Here is a 20502-nt window from a genome sequence, read left to right as displayed (position 1 = left end):
TGGGCTCCTCAGGTCCGTGTCCGTGTGCCTGTCCGGTGGGGACGGCGACCACGGTCGTGCTGAGGCGGTGGGGCGGGCATCGGGCGACCGGGCAGTCCTCCCCCACCCCGGGCGTCTGAGGTCCCCTCAGACGCAGCCGGCGCGCGCCTGAGGGGCCGGGCGGCGAGGCTGGGCGCATGGCCGACCTCCGCCCGACCGTCTTCGTCCTGTTCGGCGCCACCGGCGACCTGGCCGCGCGCATGGTGCTGCCGGCCTTCGACGTCCTGCAGCGCCGCGGGCTGCTCCCGCCGGACTGGCGGATCGTCGGCAGCGGCCGCGGCGAGCGCTCCGACGACGAGTTCCGCGACCTGGTCCGGGACGCCCTGGCCGAGCACGGCGACGGGGCGCCCGCCGAGGGGCTGCCCGAGCGGCTGCGCTTCGCCGGCGGCGGCTTCGCCCCGGACGACCCCGGGCAGCTGCCCGACGCCGTGGCCCGCGCCCGCGAGGAGCTCGGCGACGACGCCCAGCTCGTGCACTACCTCGCCGTCCCGCCCGAGGCGTTCGGCGGCATCACGCGGGCCCTGGACGCCCACGGCCTGGCCGACGGCGCCCGCGTCGTCTACGAGAAGCCCTACGGCACCTCCCCCGACGGGTTCGGCGAGCTCGACGAGCTGGTGCACGCGGTGCTCGACGAGGAGCAGGTCTTCCGCATCGACCACTTCCTCGGCAAGGAGGCCACCCAGGACCTGCACGTGCTGCGCTTCGCCAACGGGCTGTTCTCCTCGGTGTGGAGCCGGGAGCACGTGGCGCAGGTGCAGGTCGACGTCCCCGAGACCCTCGACGTCGCCGACCGTGCCGAGTTCTACGACGCCACCGGCGCCACCCTGGACATGCTGGTCACCCACCTGTTCCAGGTGGCCGCCGAGGTGGCGATGGAGCCGCCGGTGTCGCTGGCGCCGGGCCACCTGCAGGAGGCCCGCGAGGCGGTGCTCGCGGCGTTCCGGCCGCTGAGCCGCGAGGACGTCGTCCTGGGGCAGTTCACCGGCTACCGGGACCTCGACGAGGTCGCCGACGACAGCGCCACCGACACCTTCGTCGCGGCGCGGCTGTGGATCGACACCGACCGCTGGCACGGCGTCCCGTTCCTGCTGCGCACCGGCAAGCGGCTGGCCGAGGACGAGCAGCGGGTGACGCTGGTGCTGCGCCGGCCCGACGGCCCGGTCGGCGCGGTGCCCGGCGGCGGGAACACCGTGTCGCTGTCGCTGTCGGGCGCCGGCGCGCTGGACCTCGGGCTGGTGGCCAAGCGCCCGGGGCCGGAGCTGGAGCTGGCGGTGGCGGAGTCCTCGCTGGACCTGGGCGCGGTGCCCGAGGGCGACCCGCTGCCGCCCTACGCCACGCTGCTCTACGACGTCCTGGTGGGCGACCGGTCGCTGTTCACCACGAGCGGCGGGCTGGCGCGGGCGTGGCGGGCGGTCGCGCCGGTGCTCGCGGACCGGCCGGAGGTGCGCCCCTACGAGCCGGGCTCCTGGGGGCCCGCGGAGGCGGCGGCGCTGGCCGACCCGTGCGGCTGGGCGCTGGGGAGCTGAGGAGGAGGGTCCGGACCGGGCTCTGGTCGCCTCGCGGCGAGAAGCACGACGCGGCTCCAGACCCCCGGCCGAGGCCGGGGCGGTGGTCCGCGAAGGCGGTATCCAATTGGCACCCGGGGACACAGATCGCCCGGTCCGGACACCACCGACGGTACCCCGCTCCCGGCCGCGACACGCGCGGGTCAGCCGAATCCGCGGGAGTCCTGCTTGAGCGCGGTGTCGACGGTCAGCGCCGAGGCCAGCACCAGGCTCGCCAGCGGCTCGGGCAGCCGGGCGTGCACCCGCACGACGTAGCGGTCGGCGGTGGTGAACAGCGTGCGCGCCAGGCCCTCCCACGTCTTGGTGATGCGGGCGACCTCGTTGCCCGGGGAGTCGGTGATGGAGAAGTCCCAGGCCCGCCAGTTCTCCGCCTGGATCGCGCCGGCGAGCTGACCGCCCACCACCAGGTCGAAGCGGATCCGGCCGAACACGTTGGCCTGGACGATCTCCCCCACCGGCGCGCCCTCGGGCGTCTCGACGACGACCCGCGACTTGACCAGCTTCGCCGGGCGGGTGAGGACGAGGACCGGCCCGTACGCGTCGCGCACCTCGAGGCGGTGGGTGAGGTACTGGTCGAGGCTGCTCACGAAGCGGACGACCTTCTTGGCCGCCGACTGCCCGACCTCGACGACGGCGCCGATCTGCGTGCCGTTGCCGTCGAGGACGGCGTACTCGTTGGTGAGCTCGACCAGCTTGGTCTTCTGGTTGACCAGCAGCACCGGCTGGTCGTGCAGCACCGACCGGCGCGGCTGGGCGCCGTGGTGCTGCGGCTGCGCGCCGTACGGCTGCGGGGCCGGCTGGACCGCCTGCTGGACCGGTGCGGGGGTGGGCTGCGGGGCCGGCTGCTGAACGTGCCCGGTCCAGGTCCGGCCGTCCCACCAGCGGGAGCCGCCGCTGCCGGCGGGGTCGGGGTACCAGCCGGGCGGCGGGAGGGGCTGTGTCACGGCGGCGACGGTAACCGCCGCGACCGTGCGCGCGTGCCAGACTGCCGGGCCGTGACCGACCTGAGCCGTGCCGAGGCCGCCGTCCTGGACGCCGTCGACGAGGCCGCCGCGGTGGCCCTGCTGTGCCGCCTGGTCGCCGTCCCCTCGGTGGGCGGCACCGCGGCCGAGAGCGAGGCGCAGGCCCTCGTCGCCGGCGAGCTCGGCGCGCTGGGCTGCGACGTCGACCACTGGGCGATCGACCTCGCGGCGGCCGCCGCCGCGCCGGACGCGCCCGGCCAGGAGGTCGAGCGCGACGAGGCGTGGGGCGTCGTCGGCACGCTGCCCGGCGCCGACGACGGCGACCCGGCGCTGGTGCTGTGCGGGCACACCGACGTCGTCCCGACCGGCGACCGCGCGCTGTGGGCCGGCGACCCGTTCACCCCGCGGCTGGACGGCGGCGCGCTGCACGGCCGCGGCGCGTGCGACATGAAGGGCGGCCTCGTCTCGGCGCTCGCCGCGCTGGCCGCGATCGGCGCCGCGGGCGTGCGCCTGCGCCGGCCGGTGGCGCTGCACAGCGTCGTCGGCGAGGAGGACGGCGGCCTGGGCGCGTGGGCCACCCTGGCGCGCGGGCACCGCGGCGACGCCTGCGTCATCCCCGAGCCCACCGACGGCGCCGTGGTCACCGCCGCGGCCGGCGCGCTGACCTTCCGGCTGGAGGTGACCGGCCACGCGGCGCACGCCGCGGTGCGCGACCGCGGGGTGAGCGCGGTGGAGCTGTTCGCCGAGGTGCACGCCGACCTGCGCGCGTTCGAGGCGGAGCGGCAGCGCGACGCCGACCCCCGCTTCGACGGCGAGCGGTACCCGTTCGGGCTGTCGATCGGCACGGTCCGCGCCGGCGACTGGGCCTCCAGCGTGCCCGACCGGCTGGTCGCCGAGGGCCGCTACGGCGTGCGGCTGGGCGAGCCGGTCGCGGCGGCCCGCGCGGCGTTCGAGCAGCGGGTGGCGGCGTTCTGCGCCGGACACACGTGGCTGGCCGCGCACCCGGTGCGGGTCACCTGGACCGGCGGCGCGTTCGCCAGCGGGCAGCTGCCGCCGGGGCACGAGCTGCTCGGCCAGGTGCGGGGCGCGGTCCTCGACGCGGTCGGGGCGCCGCCGTCGGAGCGGGCGGTCGCGGCCGGCACCGACCTGCGGCTGTACGCGGCCGCGGGGGTCCCCGCGCTGCACCTGGGCCCCGGCGACCTGCACCTCGCGCACGGCCCGGCCGAGCGGGTGCCGGTGGCCGAGGTGACCGCCGTGGCCCGCGCGCTGGCGCTGCTCACCCTGCGCCGCTGCGGGGTCGCGTGATCGCCTACGGGGACTTCGCGGCCCTGACCGGCGACTCCCCCGCAGCGCGCGACGAGTGGGCCGCCGTCGTCGCCGCCTGGGGGGAGCCGCACCGCCGCTACCACGACCTGCACCACCTGGCCGCCGTCCTCGGGCTGGTCGACACGCTGGGCGCGGCCGCGGCCGACCCGGCCGCCGTCGCGCTGGCCGCCTGGTACCACGACGCCGTCTACGACCCCCGGAGGAGCGACAACGAGCGGGCCAGCGCCGAGCGGGCGCGGGCGGGCCTGTCCGGCCTGGTGCCGCCGGCGCGGCTGGAGGAGGTGGTCCGGCTGGTGCTGCTGACCGCCGGCCACGACGCGGCCGACGGCGACGCGAACGGCGCCGTCCTGTGCGACGCCGACCTCGCCGTCCTCGCCGGGCCGCCGGAGGCGTACGCCGCCTACGCGTCGGCCGTCCGCGAGGAGTACGGGCACCTGCCCGACGAGGTGTTCACCGCCGGGCGGATCGCCGTCCTGGAGTCCCTGCTCGCGCTGCCGGCGCTCTACCGGCTGCCGGCGACGCGGGGGTGGGAGCCGCGGGCGCGGGCCAACCTCGCCGCCGAGCTCACCCTGCTGCGCGGTCGCGCTTCCTGACCCGCAGGCCCGCGGCCGTCAGCCGGGCGAGCAGCTCGCGGGCCCCGACCGGCTCGGCGCCGGCGGCCACCGCGATGTCGTAGAGGTCCTCCGGGACGTCGTAGTGGTCGCCCTGGAACGCCCGGCGCGGGATGCCGAGCTCGGCGGCGACGAAGGCGTGCAGCTCGTCGTGCGACACGTCGCTGACCAGGTGCGACCAGCGGCGGCCGCGCCACGGCCAGACGGGACTGTCGATCAGCACGGCCACGGGGTGCAGTCTGCCCGGCGACTAGCGTCGTCGCCGTGAGCGAGCAGATCCGCTGGGGCATCGTCGGGCCGGGGCGCATCGCGCAGAGCGTGATGGGCGACTTCGCGCACGTGGACGGGGCGCGGCCGGTGGCCGTGGCGTCCCGCTCGGCCGACCGCGCGCAGGCGTTCGCGCAGCAGCACGGGCTGGAGCGCGCGTACGGCTCCTACGCCGAGCTCCTCGCCGACCCCGAGGTCGACGTCCTCTACGTCGCCACCCCGCACCCGCAGCACCACGCGATCGCGCTCGCCGCCATCGAGGCGGGCAAGGCGCTGCTGGTGGAGAAGGCGTTCACCGCCACGACCGCGGGCGCGCAGGAGGTGGTGACGGCGGCCCGCGAGGCCGGCGTCTTCGTCATGGAGGCGATGTGGACGCGGTTCCAGCCGGCCGTCGTCCGCATGCGGGAGCTCATCGCCGACGGCGCCATCGGCGAGGTGCGCTCGGTGCAGGCCGACCTCGGCGTCGACCGCGCCTACGACCCCGCCGACCGGCTGTTCGCCCTCGAGCTCGGCGGCGGCGCGCTGCTCGACCTCGGCGTCTACGTCGCCTCGTTCGCCCAGATGCTGCTGGGCACGCCCGACACCGTCACCGCGGCCGGGTCCACCTACCCCACCGGCGCGGACGCCGAGGCGGCGCTGCTGCTCGGCTGGGAGGACGGCCGCTCGGCCACGCTGACCACCTCGCTGCGCTACCCGACGCCGGGGCAGGCGCGGGTGTTCGGCACCGGCGGCTGGATCGACGTCCTCCCCCGGTTCCACCACCCGGCCACGATCGCGCTGCACCGCACCGGCGCCGAGCCCGAGGAGGTCACGCGCCCCGCGGACGGGGTCGGGTACTCGCACGAGCTCGCCGAGGTCACCCGCTGCCTGCAGGAGGGGCGCACCGAGTCCGCGGTCATGCCGCTGGCCGACACCCTCGCCGTGCAGGAGATCCTGGGGCGCGCCGCCGAGCAGCTCGGCGTGCGGCACCGCGAGGACCCGCACGTCCTCGGCTGATCAGGCGGCGGCCCAGGCCGCGCCGGTCGCCTCGTCCGGCGTCGGCACCCGGGTGGGCGTGCGGTCCGCCCGGCGGACGGCGCCGGCGAGGGTGACCGCGTCGACGACGGCGGCGCCGCCCGGGTCGTTGTTCAGGTAGACGAACACGTCCTCGTCGTCGGCGTACGCCTCAGCCAGGCGCTGCGCCCACTGCTCGAGCACCGCCGGCGGGTAGGCCCAGCCCTCGGCGCCGGTGTGCAGCCGCAGGTAGCCCCAGCCGGTGGTGCGCCACAGCGGCGTCACCGGCCGCTCGGCGCGGTCTGCCCAGCACAGCGCGGCGCCGTAGCGCTCCAGCAGCGCCCGGACCTCGTCGGTCCACCACGTCTCGTGCCGGGGCTCCACCGCGACCCGCAGGCCGGGCGGGAAGCAGGCCAGGCAGTCGCGCAGCAGCCCGGCGTCCGCCTTCAGCGTGGGCGGCAGCTGCAGCAGGACGACGTCGAGGCGGTCGCCGAGGCCCGCGGCGTGCTCCACCAGACGGGCGACCGGCTCCTCGGGCTCGCGCAGCCGCCGGACGTGGGTGAGGAAGCGGCTGGCCTTGACCGCCCAGCGGTAGTCGGGCGGCGTGCGCTCGCGCCAGGCGGCGAAGGTGTCCCGCTCGGGCAGCCGGTAGAACGCGGCGTTGCTCTCCACGGTGGCGAAGTGCCGGGCGTGGTGCTCCAGCCACAGCCGCTGCGGCAGGCGCTGCGGGTAGAAGCGACCGCGCCAGTCGCGGTACTGCCACCCCGAGGTCCCGATCACCACGGCCACGACGTCGGCCTACCCTGCGCGCCCATGGCCGACGCACCCGCCCGCTTCAAGGACCTCTGCATCGACGCCCGCGACCACCAGGCGCTCGCCGACTGGTGGTGCGCCGCCCTCGGCTACGTCCGGCGGGACACCCTGCCCGACGGCACGCCGCGCGAGCGCGACTGGCCGGTGCCGATCGAGGACCCCACCGGCGCCGGGCCGCTGATCTGGCTCAACCCGGTGCCCGAGGAGAGGGTGGTGAAGAACCGCGTGCACCTCGACGTCGTCGGGGACTCCGCGGCGCTGCAGGCCGCCGGCGCCACGGTGGTGCGGGCCTCGGACGCGCGGCCGGGCCACGAGCCCGACGAGGACGTCGGCGAGATCGGCTGGGACGTCCTCGCCGACCCCGAGGGCAACGAGTTCTGCTGCTTCCCGCCGCGGGACTGAGGGCCCGCGGCACCCGAGGTGATCCCGGGGCCCGGGGTCGACCACACGCTGGGCGCCCTCTCCGCCGCCGGGAGAGGGCGGCCAGCGTGTGGTCGACCTCCCGAACGCCGACAGGGGCGGCCCCGCGCGATGCGGGACCGCCCCTGCCGGGCGTTGCTGGTGTTACGGGAGGGCGGGACTCAGAAGTCCATGCCGCCCATGCCGCCGTCGCCACCGGGCATGGCCGGGGCGGCCTTCTCCGGCTTGTCGGCGATGACGGCCTCGGTGGTGAGGAAGAGCGCCGCGATGGAGGCGGCGTTCTGCAGCGCCGAGCGGGTGACCTTGGCCGGGTCGATGATGCCGGCCGCGACCAGGTCCACGTACTCGCCGGTGGCGGCGTTGAGGCCGTGGCCCACCTCGGAGTTGCGCACCTTCTCCGCCACGACGCCGCCCTCGAGGCCGGCGTTGACGGCGATCTGCTTCAGCGGCGCCTCGAGCGCGACGCGCACGATGTTGGCACCGGTCGCCTCGTCACCCTCGAGGTCGAGCTTCTCGAACGCGACGGCGGTGGCCTGCGCCAGGGCGACGCCACCACCGGCGACGATGCCCTCCTCGACGGCGGCCTTGGCGTTGCGCACCGCGTCCTCGATGCGGTGCTTGCGCTCCTTGAGCTCGACCTCGGTCGCGGCGCCGGCCTTGATGACGGCGACGCCACCGGCCAGCTTGGCCAGGCGCTCCTGCAGCTTCTCGCGGTCGTAGTCGGAGTCCGACTTCTCGATCTCGGTGCGGATCTGGTTCACCCGGCCGGCGATCTGGTCGCTGTCACCGGCGCCCTCGACGATCGTCGTCTCGTCCTTGGTGACGACGACCTTGCGGGCGCGGCCCAGCAGGGAGACGTCGGCGGTGTCGAGCTTGAGGCCGACCTCCTCGCTGATGACCTGACCACCGGTGAGGATGGCGATGTCGGTCAGCATGGCCTTGCGGCGGTCACCGAAGCCGGGGGCCTTGACGGCCAGCGACTTGAAGGTGCCGCGGATCTTGTTCACGACCAGGGTCGCGAGGGCCTCGCCCTCGACGTCCTCGGCGATGATGGCCAGCGGCTTGCCCGACTGCATGACCTTCTCCAGCAGCGGGAGCAGGTCCTTGACCGAGCTGATCTTCGAGTTGACGACGAGCACGTACGGGTCGTCGAGGACGGCCTCCATGCGCTCGGCGTCGGTGACGAAGTAGGGCGAGATGTAGCCCTTGTCGAAGCGCATGCCCTCGGTGAGCTCGAGCTCGAGGCCGAAGGTGTTGCTCTCCTCGACGGTGATGACGCCTTCCTTGCCGACCTTGTCCATCGCCTCGGCGATGAGCTCGCCGATGGCCGGGTCGGCGGCGGAGATCGACGCCGTGGCGGCGATCTGCTCCTTGGTCTCGACGTCCTTGGCGGTCGAGAGGAGGTACTCGGTGACCGAGGCGACGGCCTTCTCGATGCCCTTCTTCAGGGCCATCGGGTTGGCGCCGGCGGCGACGTTGCGCAGACCCTCGCGGACGAGCGCCTGGGCCAGCACGGTGGCGGTGGTGGTGCCGTCACCCGCGACGTCGTCGGTCTTCTTCGCGACCTCCTTGACCAGCTCGGCGCCGATCTTCTCCCAGGGGTCCTCGAGCTCGATCTCCTTGGCGATGCTCACACCGTCGTTGGTGATGGTGGGAGCGCCCCACTTCTTCTCGAGGACGACGTTGCGGCCCTTGGGGCCGAGCGTCACCTTGACGGCGTCGGCGAGGGTGTTCATGCCCCGCTCGAGGCCGCGGCGCGCCTCTTCCTCGAAGGCGATCATCTTGGCCATGTGGTGATGTCCTCCATGCATGGATCGCTGCACGGCCGGGACCGGCGCCCGCGACGGACGACACCGGCGCGGCGGGCTCCCATGTGGCCCGCGCTCCTGTGCCTCACCGTTCCGACCTGATTGGCACTCGGCACTGTCGAGTGCCAACCGGAAGTCTGGCACTCGCCCCTGCCGAGTGCAAGAACGGGGGGTGGGTGGCGCCTGTTCCCGGGCGGGTCAGTCGGTCAGGCGGGCCAGCACGGCGGTGTACGCGGCACCGAACAGCAGCAGGGGGACCAGCCAGACCCAGCCGTAGCCGGAGAACCCGATCACGGTCACCCACGCCCAGCCGCTCTCGGGGTGCGAGGCCGACAGCCCGGTCGCCAGCCAGGCCCACGGCAGGACCGCCCAGCACGCGGTGCCCGCCAGCCAGTACGCGAGCCGACCGGGCCGCCGCGGCCCGACGGTGCGCGCCACCACCACGACGACGAGCAGCGCGAGCACCCAGGTCGCCACGGGGACCGCGGGCGACGGGCCGGTCCAGCGGCCGGCGTCGTCCTGGCCCCCGGTGCGCACCCCGGCGACGTGGAGGACCCCGGAGACCGCCGCCAGCAGGGCGAGGACCGCGGCGTGGGCGGCCAGCAGCGACGGCGCCCAGCTCACCGGCGGCGGCCCGGGAACGGCTGCGGCCCGGCTCCCGCGGAGGGAACCGGGCCGCAGCACGGGGTACGGAGGGGCTCAGGCGACGCGGACGCCGTCGGCCTGGGGGCCCTTCTCGCCCTGGACGACCTCGAAGACGACCCGCTGGCCCTCGTCGAGGCTCTTGTAGCCGTCCATCTGGATGGCCGAGTAGTGGACGAAGACGTCCTGGCCGCCGTCGACGGCGATGAAGCCGAAGCCCTTCTCGGCGTTGAACCACTTCACGGTGCCCTGTGCCACGTGCGCTCCCACGGTCGTGCGTGCGGACGGCCCCCGTGATCCGGGGACCGGGATCCAGCTCTTCCGCCCGTCGGACACGTGCGTGGAACTGACCGCGCGAGACGGTACAACAGGCACGCCGCCGTGGGGAGATCCTGGACACACGACTCGGGGACGATCGGGCGGGATGTCACCCGCCGGATCGACGCCGGCGAGCCTACGCCCCCCGCCGGGGGCTCAGCCGATGAGCCCCGTGGACCGGACCGACCGCAGCGACGGCTCCACGCGGTGGGTCGGGCCGACCACCGGCAGCAGCGGGTCGAGGGTCTTGAGGCCCTCGCCGGTGTTGAGGACGACGGTCTCCCGGCTCGGGTCCAGCCGCCCGTCCTCGACCAGCTGGCGCAGCACCGCCACGGTCACGCCGCCGGCGGTCTCGGCGAAGACGCCGGTGGTGCGGGCGAGGTCGCGGATGCCCTGGACGATCTGCTCGTCGCCGACCCGGCCGACGGCGCCGCCGGTGCGGCGGATGGCGTCGAGCGCGTACGGGCCGTCGGCGGGGTTGCCGATGTTCAGCGACTTCGCGATCCCGGTGGGCCTGACCGGCTTGACGACGTCCCAGCCGTTGTCGAAGGCGGTGGCGATCGGGTCGCAGCCGGCGGACTGGGCGCCGAAGACCCGCCACTCGGTGTCCGCGACGATCCCGGCCCTGACCAGCTCCCGCCAGGCCTTGTCCACCTTGGTGAGCAGCGAGCCCGAGGCCATGGGGATGACCACCTGGGCCGGGATCCGCCAGCCGAGCTGCTCGGCGATCTCGTAGCCCATCGTCTTGGAGCCCTCGGCGTAGTAGGGCCGCACGTTCTGGTTGACGAAGGCGGTGTCCTCGAACTCGTCGGTCTCGGCGAGCTCGCTGGTCAGCCGGTTGACGTCGTCGTAGGAACCGTCGACGGCGACCAGCGTCTGGCCGTAGACCGCCGACTGCACGACCTTGCCCGGCTCCAGGTCGGACGGGATGAACACGAACGACGGCAGGCCGGCGCGGGCGGCGTGCGCGGCCACGGAGTTGGCCAGGTTGCCGGTCGAGGCCGCGGCGATCTTGCGGTAGCCCAGGCCCTTCGCGGCGGTGGCGGCGAGGCTCACCACGCGGTCCTTGAACGAGTGGGTGGGGTTGGCCGAGTCGTCCTTGACCCACAGCCCGCCGGTGATGCCGAGCTCGGCGGCGAGCCGGTCGGCGCGCACCAGCGGGGTCATGCCCGGGTCGAGGGAGACGCGGTCGGCCGGGTCCTGGCCCACCGGCAGCAGCGCGGCGTAGCGCCAGATGTTCTGCGGGCCGGCCTCGATCTGCTCGCGGGTGACCTGTCGCATGAGCTCGGGGTCGTAGTCGACCTCGAGCGGGCCGAAGCACTGGGCGCAGGCGTGCTCGGCGATGAGGCCGAAGGTGGCGCCGCAGTTGCGACAGACGAGGCCGCGGGCGGGGCTGGGCGGAACGGGGCCGCCGGCAGCGGAGTCGGCCTGCAGAGAACCGGGAGCGGTCAGGGTCATGCGACGACTACCTCCTCATCTTCCCCGCGTCGGGCCGTCGAGCCGCGCGGGACGGAATTGGCACCTCTCGCCGCTGTCGCGAGCGCGGTTGCCGGGGCTTCACCGGGCCGTGTCCCTCTGCCCCTCTGGATGAGTGGAACGGGCCCGACTCTACCCGGCTGCGGGGACCGCCCCCGGCCCCGGCCATGCTGGGCGCCGTGGCTGCGCGCATCGTCTACACCGACCTCGACGGCACGATGGTCGGCCCGCGGGGGTCGTTCTGGCACGCCGCCGACGGCTCCCCCACCGCCGAGCCGGCCGCGGCCCTGCTGGAGCTGCACACCGCCGGGGTCGCGCTGGTGATCGTCAGCGGGCGCACCGCCGACCAGGTCACCGAGGCGGGGCGGATCTTCGCCGCCGACGGCGCGATCGCCGAGCTGGGCTCGCTGGTGACGTGGAAGGGCGGCCGGGAGCGGCACGAGCTGACCGGCGAGCTGCCCGCCGAGTACGCCGGCCGCACGCCGATGGACGTGATGGCCGAGCTCGGCGTCGTCGACGCGCTGTGCGCCGCCCACGCCGGCCGGCTGGAGTGGCACGCGCCCTGGCACACCACGCACGACGGCGACGCGCTGCTGCGCGGGTTCGTCGACCCGCTCGCCGTCGACGCGTGGCTGGCCGAGCGGGGCCTCGGCTGGCTGACGCTCAAGGACAACGGCGCCATCCCGGCCTCGGCGCGGCTGCGGCTGGCGCCGGAGGGGCAGCTGGCGCGGGTCTACCACCTGATGCCGCGCGGCATCTCCAAGGGCGCGGCGATCGCCTGGGACCTCGAGCGGCGCGGCGTCGACCCCGCGGACGCCGTCGCGATCGGCGACAGCGCGAGCGACCTGGAGATGGCGCCCGCCGTCGGCCGGCTGTGGATCACCGCCAACGGCGCGGAGGTCGAGGGCATGGCCGGGCTGCTGGGCGCCGTCCCCAACGTGTCGGTGACCGCCGAGCCGATGGGCGTCGGCTGGGCCGAGGCGGTTCGAGCGAGCCTGTGAGCGGGTCGCGCCGAGTGGGCCCCGGAGGGGTCCGCGCAGGCGCGACGGAAGGGCTCCGCGGCCCTGGGGGACGGCCCCTGGCCGCGGTGTCGCCCGGTAGGGCGACGATCACGACGTGACGTCGCGCCGGGCGAAGTGGCGGAACCCCAGCCCGGTGAAGACCGCGGCGTAGACCAGCGACTGGACGACGCCGCGGAACAGGTCCGAGGAGTCGACCGGCGTCTGCAGCAGGTCGGTCCAGGCGAACTCCTCCGCGGTGGGGAACCAGTCGCGGATCGACCCGAGCTGCTCGACCTGGTCGAGGATGGCGAACACGACCGTCGTGAACACCGCCCCGCCGACGGCGGCCAGCGGCGCGTCGGTGATCGTGGACAGCCAGAACGCCAGCGTGCCGACGACGAGCAGGTGCACGGCGAGGTAGCCGAGCATCCCGGCCAGCCGGAGGAACCCCTCGCCCTGCGACAGGGTCACCCCGACCGGCGTCCGGATCTCGCCGAACCCGAACGCCAGGCCGCCGGCGACCACCGCGACGACGGCGAGGGTGAGCAGCGCGCCCACCGACTGCACCAGCGCCGCGAGCCACTTCTGCCGGAGCAGCCGCATCCGGGGCACCGGCGTGGCCAGCGTGTAGCGCAGCGAGCCCCACTGCGCCTCGCTGGCCACCGTGTCGCCGAAGAACAGCGCGTAGACCACGACGAGGAAGAACGTCGTCGTCGCGAACAGCACGAACAGGGTGAAGTTCAGCCCGCTGGCGGTGGCGACGTCGACGAGGTTGATCCGGCTGTTGGTCTGCGCGTCCTCGCTCGCCCCCAGCTGCAGCGCGGCGATGAGGACCAGCGGCAGCGCCACCATCGCCGCGAAGACGCCGATCGTGCGGCGCCGCTTGAACTGCCGGCGCAGCTCGACCGACAGCCGCAGCGTCCGCTCGGGCCGGTAGCCGGCGACGGCGCCGGTGGGCTGGACGTGCTCGGTCGCGGTCACGACTCCCCCACGAGTGCCAGGAACGCGTCCTCCAGGCGGCGGCGCGGCGTGAACTGGTCGACGGCGACGTCCGCGGCCACGAGCGCCTGCAGCGCCGTCGCCCGCGAGGTCTCCGGGCCGAGGTCGGCGACCAGGCCCTCGTCGGTGCGCTCGACGGCGACGCCGGGCAGCGCCGACAGGACGGCCGCCGCGCGGTCGGCGTCGGCGTCGTCGGCGAGCCCGACCAGCACCGCACCGCCGGTGCCGACGATCTCCTCGACCGTCCCCTGCGCGATCTTCTGCCCCTTCGCCATGACCACCACGTGGGTGCAGGTCTGCTCGATCTCGCTGAGCAGGTGGCTGGAGACGATGACCGTGCGGCCGGTGGCGGCGTAGTCGCGCAGCACCTCGCGCATGGCGTGGATCTGCGGCGGGTCCAGCCCGTTGGTCGGCTCGTCGAGGACGAGGAGGTCGGGCAGGCCGAGCATGGCCTGGGCGATCGCCACCCGCTGCCGCATGCCCTGGCTGTAGCGGCGCACCGGCCGGTCGATGGCGGCGCCGAGGCCGGCGACCGCGATCGCCTCCTCCATGTGCGCGTCCGCGGCCGGGCGGCCGGTGGCGGCCCAGTACAGGCGCAGGTTGTCGCGGCCGGACAGGTGCGGCTGGAGGCCGGTGCCCTCGACGAACGAGCCCAGCCGGGACAGCACCGGCGCGCCGGGGCCGACCGCGTGGCCGAAGACGGTGATCCGCCCGGAGTTCGGCCGGATCAGGCCCATGAGCATGCGCAGCGACGTCGTCTTGCCCGCGCCGTTGGGGCCGAGCAGGCCGAGCACCTGGCCGCGGCGGACCTCGAAGGACAGGTCGCGGACGGCGACGAAGCCGTCCTTGTAGGCCTTGGTGATGCCCTCGAAGCGCAGCGGCACGTCCTCGCCGTCGGGCTCCACCACCGAGGTGACCCGGCGCCGGCGGCGGCCCCACAGCACCGCGGCCAGCCGGCCGAGCAGGCCGAGGGCGGCGACGGCGCCGAGCAGCCACCACCAGCGCGAGGTGCCGCCGTCGGCCTGCGGCTGCCCCTCGACGGTGGGCACGGCCAGCGCGGTGCCGCCGTTGCCGGCCCCGGCGAGGGCGACGGAGTAGACGGTGGCCTCGGCCGGCAGGGCGAAGGCCTGGTCGGTCGAGGAGACGACGACGCGCATCGTGTGCCCGGCCTCGAAGCGGTGCACGATGCCCGGCAGCGTCACGGCGACCTCGGTGGGCGCGGCCGGGTCCACCGACAGGCCGGTGAGCGCCAGCGGGGCGACCAGCCCGCCGGGCAGCGTCCGGGCGCCGTCCGGGCCGACGTCGTAGAGCTTGGCGAACAGCGTGGCGCTGCCGGTGGGCGAGGCGACGGCGAGCTCGACGGTCGGCGCGCCGACCACCTCGACCGCCTCGTCGAGCGGCTCGCTGGCGAACGCGGCGAACTGGCCGGGGATCTCCACGGCCTGGCCGCCGAGCGCCGAGGCCAGCGCGCCCAGGCCCGGGACGGTGGTGATCGCGGCCGGGGTGCCGCCGGCGGGCGTGACCACCGGCTGGGTGCCGCCGTCGAGCGCGACGCTCTCCCGCTGCGCCGGCTCCCCGCCGTCGAGGCCCGGGTAGGCCCCGGCGAGCACGCTCTGGGTGCCGCCCTGCACGGTGCCCAGCCCGCTGCCCAGGCCGGTGGGCGCGGGGAACTCGAAGCCGGTGCCGGGGTCCTCGCCGCGGGCCGGGTCGTCCTCGTCGCGCAGGTACCAGTCGAACCAGCCGGCGACCTGGTCGCGCAGCTCGGCGGTCTCCCGCTCCGAGGCCTGGGAGTCGTGGCCGCCGGCGTACCAGACGACCTTGACCGGGGCGCCGTTCGCGGCGATGCCGCGGGCGTTGGCGTCGGCCTGGCCCAGGCCGAACAGGGAGTCCTCGGTGCCCTGGACCAGCAGGGTGGGCGCGGTGATGCGGTCGAGCACCGCGGCCGGGCTGCTGCGGTCGAGCACCGCGGCCACCTCGGGCGTGAGCGTGCCCGAGGCCGCGGCGGACTGGTAGGCGGCGCAGATGTCGGCGCGGAACCGGCCGCAGGTCAGCGCCTGCTCCACCACCGCGGGGTCCACCGACGCCGGGTCGAACGGCAGGCGGGGCGCGGCGTCGCCGGAGACGGGGGCCGCACCACCGGTGTCGCCGGAGTCCTCGCCGTCCTCGGCCTCGGCCGCTCCCCCGCCGCCGAGCGCGTCCAGCAGCCCGCCGGTGGGCACCGCGCCCACGCCGAAGAACAGCCCCGACCACAGCCGCTTGTAGACGCCGGCGTCGGCGGTCTGCGGCGTGGCGGCGACCGTCGGCGCGTCGGCGGCGCCGGTCTGGGAGGGGAAGAGCGCGGCGGTCAGCGAGTTCCAGGTGATCTGCGGCGCGATGGCGTCGACCCGGTCGTCGTAGGCGGCGCCGAACAGCGACAGCGCCCCGCCGTAGGAGGCGCCGGCCACGCCCACCCGCGGGTCGCCGTCGCCGTCGAGGAGGACGTCGTCGCGGTCGGCGAGCAGGTCGAGCAGCGTGGACAGGTCGGCGACCTCGTAGCGCGGGTCGTCCAGGCCGATCTGGCCGGTGCTCTCGCCGAACCCGCGCGCGGAGTACGCGAGGACGACGTAGCCGCGGCCGGCGAGGTCCCGGGCGTCGTCGGCGACCGACCGCTTGCTGCCGCCGAAGCCGTGCGCGAGGACCACGGCCGGCGCCGGGTCGTCGGCGGTGGCCGAGGCCGGGAGGTAGAGCGTGGTGTCCAGCTCGACGGCGTCGGCGCCCGAGCCGGAGGGGACCCGCGCGTCCTCGGTGCGGACGTCCTCGGCGGCGGCCGCCGGGGTGGGCAGCGCGCCGACGAGGGTGCCGGTGAGCAGGAGGGCGAGCAGGGCGCCGGCCACCGCGCGGGCGCCGGGGCGCGGGCGGGGGGTCACGGGCCCGCGGAACGGACGCACGCTGCGGCCAACGGACGGTGCCGCGCCGGGGTTCCGCAGGTGTCGGGACGGGGCGCGACCGGGGACGGTCAGGGCTGGAACCCGCCGGCGACGACGACGACCAGGCCCGGGTCGGCCACGCCCGGCACCTCGAAGAACCGCACCGCGGGCCCGGTGGTGATGCCCGGGAAGGCGTCCATGAGCTGCTGGGCGGACTGGCGCTGCGCCTCGTCGCCCTCGTCGAAGAAGACGGTGGTGGCGGCGACGTCCCCGCCCTCGTAGGTCCCGACCCCGGCCGTCGTCCAGCCCTGGGCGGCGAACGCGGCGGCGACGTCGGCGGCCAGCCCGCCGGTCTGCGTGGCGTTGAGGACGGTCACCGGCACCCGCACCGGGGTGCTCGGCGCCTCCTCGACCGGGGGCAGCGGCTGGGCCGACAGCGGGGGCAGCGGGCCCGACGACGGCGCCACCGACGCCGAGGCCGAGGCCGACGGCTCGCTCGCGGGCGTCGCCGCCGAGCCGGCCTCCTGCGCCGCCGGGGAGGCGAAGCTGTAGACGCCGAGGACGACCAGCGCGACGACGACGACCGCCAGCAGCGCGACGCCGGTCCGCCGGCGCGGCGGCGCGTCCGCGCCGTCGGCGGCGCGCAGCGCGGCGCGGGAGACCCCGGCCCGGCGCGCGGCCTTGCGGCGCTCGGCCTCCATGGCCTGCCGTTCGGCCTCCTTCGCCTGGCGCTCGGCGCGCATCGCGGCGCGGTTGCCCACGACGCCGGTGCCGCCGGTCGGCGGGCCGGTGTCCGGCTCGGCGTCGCGGTCCCCCTGCGCGCGGTCGCGGCGGGCGGTGACCTCGCGGTCGGGGATCGCCTCGGTCAGCGGCGCGGCGGGGGCGCGGTCCCGGGTCCGGTCGCGGGACACCTCCCGCTCGGGGATCGCCTCGGTCGCCGGGGCGGGCGCCCCGGACGCCGCGCGGTCGCGGGACACCTCGCGGTCGGGGATCGCCTCGGTGGGCGGGGCGGCCGGCGTCGCGGTGCCCGCACCGGAGGGGCTGGTCCAGTCGCGGTAGCCGTTCCCGGCGGGGGCCGCGTCGCCCGGGGTCCGGCCCCGGTCCCGGGGCTGCGCGGGCTCCGCCGCGGGCGGGGTCTGCGTCCGGCCGCGGGCGGGCGGCCGGGCCGGCTGCTCCCACGGGTCCAGCGGCGGCGCCGCCGGCTCGGCGGCCTCGGCGTCGGGCCGGGGGACCGCCTGGAACGGGGCGACCGTGGTCTCGGGCGGCGCGGGACGGGCCGGCGGCGTGGGCGCCGGGCGGGAGACGGCCGGCGACTGTGCGGTCGGCGGCTCGGCCGCCGGCCGGTCCGCGGGGCGGGCCGGCGGCTGCGGCGCGGGCGCCTGCCGGGTGGCGGCGCCGGCGGCCACCGGTACGGGGACCCGCGGCCGGGCCGGGGCGGCGGGCTGCGCGGGGCGCGACCGGACGGCCGGCGCCTCGGGCTGCGGCGCGCGGGCCGGCGGGCGCTGCGGCTCGGCCGGGCGGGCGGACGTCGCCAGGAGCACGGGTGCCGCCGGGGGCGCGGGTGCCGCCGGGGGCGCGGGTGCCGACAGGGGTGCGGCGGCCGCCGGGCGGGCGGCCACGGCGGGGCGGGCGGTCCGGCCGGTGAGCCGGCGGCGGTCGGTCTCGTCCCCGGCGCCGAGCAGCGCGTCGCGGCGGCGGTCGGCGCGACTGCGGCCGGGACCGGGCGTCGTCGGGTGGTCGCTCAGCTCCGCGGCGCCCGGGTTCACGCCGGGGCCGGGCGCCGTGGGCAGGTCGGGCAGGGGCGCGCTGGGGTGGTCGGTGCGGCGCCGGCCGCCTGCCACCGGGGCTGACGGCCGGTCCGGTTGGTCACCGCCTGGTGCCGCGTGCCTGCCCACGGTCACCAAATCTAGAGGGCAGACGAGCCCTTGCCCAGCAGGTGAGGCGAACGCCGCTGCCGCCGCGCGCTGCGCAGCCGCCGCAGGCGGCGGACGAGGAGGGGGTCGGCCTCGAGCGCGGCCGGGCGGTCCACCAGCGCGTTCAGCACCTGGTAGTAGCGGGTCGGGGGCAGGCCGAACCGCTCGCGGATCGCCGTCTCCTTCGCGCCGGGCTGGCGCCACCACTGCCGCTCGAAGGCCAGCATCTCGTGCTCGCGCCGGGTCAGGCCCGCGGGCTGCGCGGGGCCCTCACCGGACTCCGAGCCCCCCGGCGGGGAGACCGCGGGGTCGGGGTCGGGGGTCATGGTCGGGTCCGTTCGATCGGGGGGAAGCCGTCACCCACAACGGTAGGCCCGGGGGGTGACAGGCCACAGCCCGAGACGCGCGGTCAGGCCGCGGCGGGCACCTGCTCGGCGGCCGCCCGGCGGCCGGCGGCCCGGACCGAGCGCAGGCTGTCCACGGTGAACACCGCCAGCGCCGCCCAGACGATCGCGAACCCGGCCAGCCGCGCCGGGGGCATCGGCTCGTGGAACACGAAGACGCCGAGCGCCAGCTGCATGAGCGGCGTGACGTACTGCAGCAGCCCGACGGTCGACAGCGGGATGCGCCGGGCGGCCGCGGCGAACAGCAGCAGCGGCACCGCCGTCGCGACGCCCGAGGCCATGAGCAGCAGGAGGTGTCCGGTGCCCTCCGACCCCGCGGTCCCCCGCCCGGTGGCCTGCAGCACGCCGAGGAACACCAGCGCGGGCAGGAAGGCCACCGCCGTCTCGACGAACAGGCCCGGCGCCGCCTCCACCCGCACCAGCTTCTTGAGCAGGCCGTAGCCGCCGAACGTGGCGGCCAGCGCCAGGGCGATCCACGGCGGCCGGCCGTGGTCGACGGTCAGGACGACGACGGCCACCGCGGCCAGCCCGACCGCGGCCCACTGCAGCGGGCGCAGCCGCTCGGCGAAGACCACGACGCCGAGCAGCACGCTGACCAGCGGGTTGATGAAGTAGCCGAGCGAGGTCTCGACGACGTGCCCCGAGTTCACGCCGTGGACGAAGACCAGCCAGTTGGCCGCGATGAGCACCGAGGCCCCGGCCAGGACCAGCAGCGAGCGCCGGTCGGTGACCGCCGCGCGGACCAGCGCCCACCTCCGCAGCACCGTCAGCAGCACGGCCACGAACAGCAGTGACCAGACGATGCGGTGGGCGACGATCTCCACCCCGCCGGCCGGCTCCAGCAGCGGGAAGTAGAGCGGGAACACGCCCCACAGCCCGTAGGCGGCGAGTCCCGCTGCCGTGCCCGCCCGCCGCTCGTCCACGGCGGGCAACCGTACGCCGCGCGATCAGGTGGTCTGGATGTAGTCGACGAGGTGGTCCCGCTCGTCCTGCAGCTCGTCCAGGCGGGCCTTGACGACGTCGCCGATCGAGACGATCCCCAGCAGCCGGCCGTCCTCGACGACGGGCACGTGCCGGATGCGGTGGTCGGTCATCGTGCGGGCGAGGTCGTGCACCGAGGCGCCGGGCACGCAGGTGCGCACCTCGGCGGTCATCAGCGCCGACACCGGCCCGTCGAGGACCTCCGGCCCGGAGGCGTGCAGGGCCCGGACGACGTCGCGCTCGGAGACGATGCCGTCGACGGTGCCTCCCCCGCGGGAGACGACGAGCGCGCCGATGCGGTGCTCGGCGAGCAGGGCCAGGGCGGCGCGGACGGGCCGGTCCGGCGCGACGGTGACGACGTCGGGACCCTTGCGGCGGAGCAGCGAGGCGATCTGCACGGGAGCCCTCCCTCACTCGGCGGTCGCAGTGTCCACCCGCCGCCGTGGCAGGGCAACGGCCCGGACGTGACGCTCCCGTCCCGGTTCCCGGGGTGGACAGCGGGGCCTACCGTCGAGTCGTGCGCACCCAGCACGCCGCGCCCGCGACGTCCCGCCCCACCGCCCTGCAGTGGCTCCGCTACGCCGTCGGCGGCGGGCTGCCCCGGGCGCTGTCGCCATGGGTGCTGTCGGACACCACCCGGCCGGGATGGGTGCGCCGGCACGTCGCCCGCTCGCTGGTGCAGCTCGCCCCGCTGGTGGTGATCTGCCTGGTCGCCGTCCCCGTGGGGATGGGCTACCGGCTGACCGCGGCGGCCGGGGGGCTGATGGTCGGGCTGATGTACTCGCTGGCGTTCGTGGTGGAGACCACCGAGCACCGCGTCGCCAAGGCGGGCTACCCCGCCGGCACCGCCGCCCGGCTGCGCGAGGAGCGCGCCGAGCGGGCGCGGGCGGCCCGCGCCGAGCGGCACCACCCCTACCGCGTGGGCGGGGCGGGCAGCTTCGACTGAGCCGACGGGGGGACTCGAACCCCCAACCGCCCGATTACAAGTCGGGTGCGCTACCAGTTGCGCCACGCCGGCGTACGACGACCACGATAGGGCTCGACCCGGACGGCCCTGC

At 76.3% G+C, this 20502-nt stretch carries 20 protein-coding genes, 1 tRNA gene and 1 riboswitch; of the genes, 7 read left to right on the top strand and 14 right to left on the bottom strand.

The window, feature by feature from the left end; all coding sequences use genetic code 11:
* The first annotated feature begins 176 nt into the window (after positions 1-176).
* Positions 177-1565, top strand: coding sequence for a glucose-6-phosphate dehydrogenase (locus tag ACI79L_RS10790; protein ID WP_456936782.1), 1389 nt, complete (start codon positions 177-179; stop codon positions 1563-1565).
* Positions 1566-1747: 182 nt separating this feature from the next.
* On the opposite strand, the gene ACI79L_RS10785 is transcribed toward ACI79L_RS10790, so the two are convergent.
* Positions 1748-2548, bottom strand: coding sequence for a phospholipid scramblase-related protein (locus tag ACI79L_RS10785; RefSeq protein ID WP_456936781.1), 801 nt, complete (start codon positions 2546-2548; stop codon positions 1748-1750).
* 51 nt (positions 2549-2599) lie between these two features.
* On the opposite strand from ACI79L_RS10785, the gene ACI79L_RS10780 reads away from it, so the two are divergent.
* On the top strand, positions 2600-3871 hold the full coding sequence (locus tag ACI79L_RS10780; RefSeq protein WP_456936780.1) for an ArgE/DapE family deacylase: 1272 nt from the start codon (positions 2600-2602) through the stop codon (positions 3869-3871).
* Entirely contained in the window at positions 3868-4485 is a 618-nt protein-coding gene (locus ACI79L_RS10775; RefSeq protein WP_456936779.1) for an HD domain-containing protein, read from the top strand. Before ACI79L_RS10780 ends, ACI79L_RS10775 begins: the two co-directional genes overlap by 4 nt.
* Here ACI79L_RS10775 and ACI79L_RS10770 read toward each other — a convergent pair.
* Complete coding sequence (locus ACI79L_RS10770; protein ID WP_456928057.1) at positions 4457-4732, bottom strand: DUF4031 domain-containing protein; 276 nt, start codon at positions 4730-4732, stop codon at positions 4457-4459. The two genes, ACI79L_RS10775 and ACI79L_RS10770, sit on opposite strands and share 29 nt — an antisense overlap.
* A 35-nt stretch (positions 4733-4767) precedes the next feature.
* On the opposite strand from ACI79L_RS10770, the gene ACI79L_RS10765 reads away from it, so the two are divergent.
* Positions 4768-5766: a Gfo/Idh/MocA family protein gene (locus ACI79L_RS10765; protein WP_456936778.1), complete on the top strand. Its 999-nt coding sequence runs from the start codon at positions 4768-4770 to the stop codon at positions 5764-5766.
* On the opposite strand, the gene ACI79L_RS10760 is transcribed toward ACI79L_RS10765, so the two are convergent.
* A complete protein-coding gene (locus tag ACI79L_RS10760) occupies positions 5767-6552 on the bottom strand; it encodes a DUF72 domain-containing protein (RefSeq protein ID WP_456936777.1) in 786 nt (261 codons plus the stop codon). It lies immediately after the preceding gene.
* Between the two features lie 24 nt (positions 6553-6576).
* On the opposite strand from ACI79L_RS10760, the gene ACI79L_RS10755 reads away from it, so the two are divergent.
* Positions 6577-6978, top strand: a complete 402-nt coding sequence (locus ACI79L_RS10755; protein ID WP_456936776.1) for a VOC family protein — start codon at positions 6577-6579, stop codon at positions 6976-6978.
* A gap of 179 nt (positions 6979-7157) precedes the next feature.
* Here ACI79L_RS10755 and groL read toward each other — a convergent pair whose 3' ends face one another.
* The 4 genes from groL to thrC all read right to left on the bottom strand — a co-directional run bounded on the left by groL (position 7158) and on the right by thrC (position 11222).
* Positions 7158-8786 carry a chaperonin GroEL gene (gene groL / locus ACI79L_RS10750; RefSeq protein WP_456936775.1) on the bottom strand — a complete coding sequence of 543 codons (1629 nt, stop codon included), beginning with the start codon at positions 8784-8786 and terminating at the stop codon, positions 7158-7160.
* A 216-nt stretch (positions 8787-9002) separates the two neighbouring features.
* Entirely contained in the window at positions 9003-9428 is a 426-nt protein-coding gene (locus ACI79L_RS10745) for a hypothetical protein (RefSeq protein ID WP_456936774.1), read from the bottom strand.
* A gap of 75 nt (positions 9429-9503) precedes the next feature.
* On the bottom strand, positions 9504-9704 hold the full coding sequence (locus ACI79L_RS10740; RefSeq protein WP_075013019.1) for a cold-shock protein: 201 nt from the start codon (positions 9702-9704) through the stop codon (positions 9504-9506).
* 216 nt (positions 9705-9920) lie between these two features.
* Entirely contained in the window at positions 9921-11222 is a 1302-nt protein-coding gene (gene thrC, locus ACI79L_RS10735) for a threonine synthase (protein WP_456936773.1), read from the bottom strand.
* Between the two features lie 12 nt (positions 11223-11234).
* Positions 11235-11358, bottom strand: a riboswitch (SAM riboswitch).
* 61 nt (positions 11359-11419) lie between these two features.
* Here thrC and ACI79L_RS10730 point away from each other — a divergent pair.
* Positions 11420-12241, top strand: coding sequence for an HAD family hydrolase (locus tag ACI79L_RS10730; RefSeq protein WP_456936772.1), 822 nt, complete (start codon positions 11420-11422; stop codon positions 12239-12241).
* A 108-nt stretch (positions 12242-12349) separates the two neighbouring features.
* Here ACI79L_RS10730 and ACI79L_RS10725 read toward each other — a convergent pair whose 3' ends face one another.
* From ACI79L_RS10725 to ACI79L_RS10700, 6 genes are all read right to left on the bottom strand, one after another.
* Complete coding sequence (locus ACI79L_RS10725) at positions 12350-13222, bottom strand: ABC transporter permease (protein ID WP_456936771.1); 873 nt, start codon at positions 13220-13222, stop codon at positions 12350-12352.
* Positions 13219-16146: an alpha/beta fold hydrolase gene (locus tag ACI79L_RS10720; protein WP_456936770.1), complete on the bottom strand. Its 2928-nt coding sequence runs from the start codon at positions 16144-16146 to the stop codon at positions 13219-13221. Before ACI79L_RS10720 ends, ACI79L_RS10725 begins: the two co-directional genes overlap by 4 nt.
* An 89-nt stretch (positions 16147-16235) precedes the next feature.
* Positions 16236-17987 (bottom strand): LytR C-terminal domain-containing protein, encoded by a 1752-nt coding sequence (locus ACI79L_RS10715; protein WP_456936769.1) that lies wholly within the window; start codon positions 17985-17987, stop codon positions 16236-16238.
* A 65-nt stretch (positions 17988-18052) separates the two neighbouring features.
* The gene (locus tag ACI79L_RS10710) at positions 18053-18385 is read right to left on the bottom strand and encodes a DUF3263 domain-containing protein (RefSeq protein WP_456936768.1); all 333 of its coding nucleotides are present in this window, start codon (positions 18383-18385) and stop codon (positions 18053-18055) included.
* An 83-nt stretch (positions 18386-18468) separates the two neighbouring features.
* The gene (rarD, locus tag ACI79L_RS10705; RefSeq protein WP_456936767.1) at positions 18469-19386 is read right to left on the bottom strand and encodes an EamA family transporter RarD; all 918 of its coding nucleotides are present in this window, start codon (positions 19384-19386) and stop codon (positions 18469-18471) included.
* Positions 19387-19410: 24 nt separating this feature from the next.
* Positions 19411-19842, bottom strand: a complete 432-nt coding sequence (locus tag ACI79L_RS10700; RefSeq protein WP_456936766.1) for a CBS domain-containing protein — start codon at positions 19840-19842, stop codon at positions 19411-19413.
* 119 nt (positions 19843-19961) lie between these two features.
* Between ACI79L_RS10700 and ACI79L_RS10695 the strand changes: the two genes are divergently transcribed.
* A complete protein-coding gene (locus ACI79L_RS10695; RefSeq protein ID WP_456936765.1) occupies positions 19962-20390 on the top strand; it encodes a DUF5313 family protein in 429 nt (142 codons plus the stop codon).
* Here the strand turns inward: ACI79L_RS10695 and ACI79L_RS10690 are convergent.
* Positions 20390-20462: transfer RNA gene (locus ACI79L_RS10690), tRNA-Thr, on the bottom strand. The genes ACI79L_RS10695 and ACI79L_RS10690 overlap by 1 nt on opposite strands.
* Positions 20463-20502: the final 40 nt, after the last annotated feature.

This window comes from Geodermatophilus sp. SYSU D00684 (genome assembly GCF_054050455.1).
This window is presented reverse-complemented; position numbering and strand designations above follow the sequence as displayed.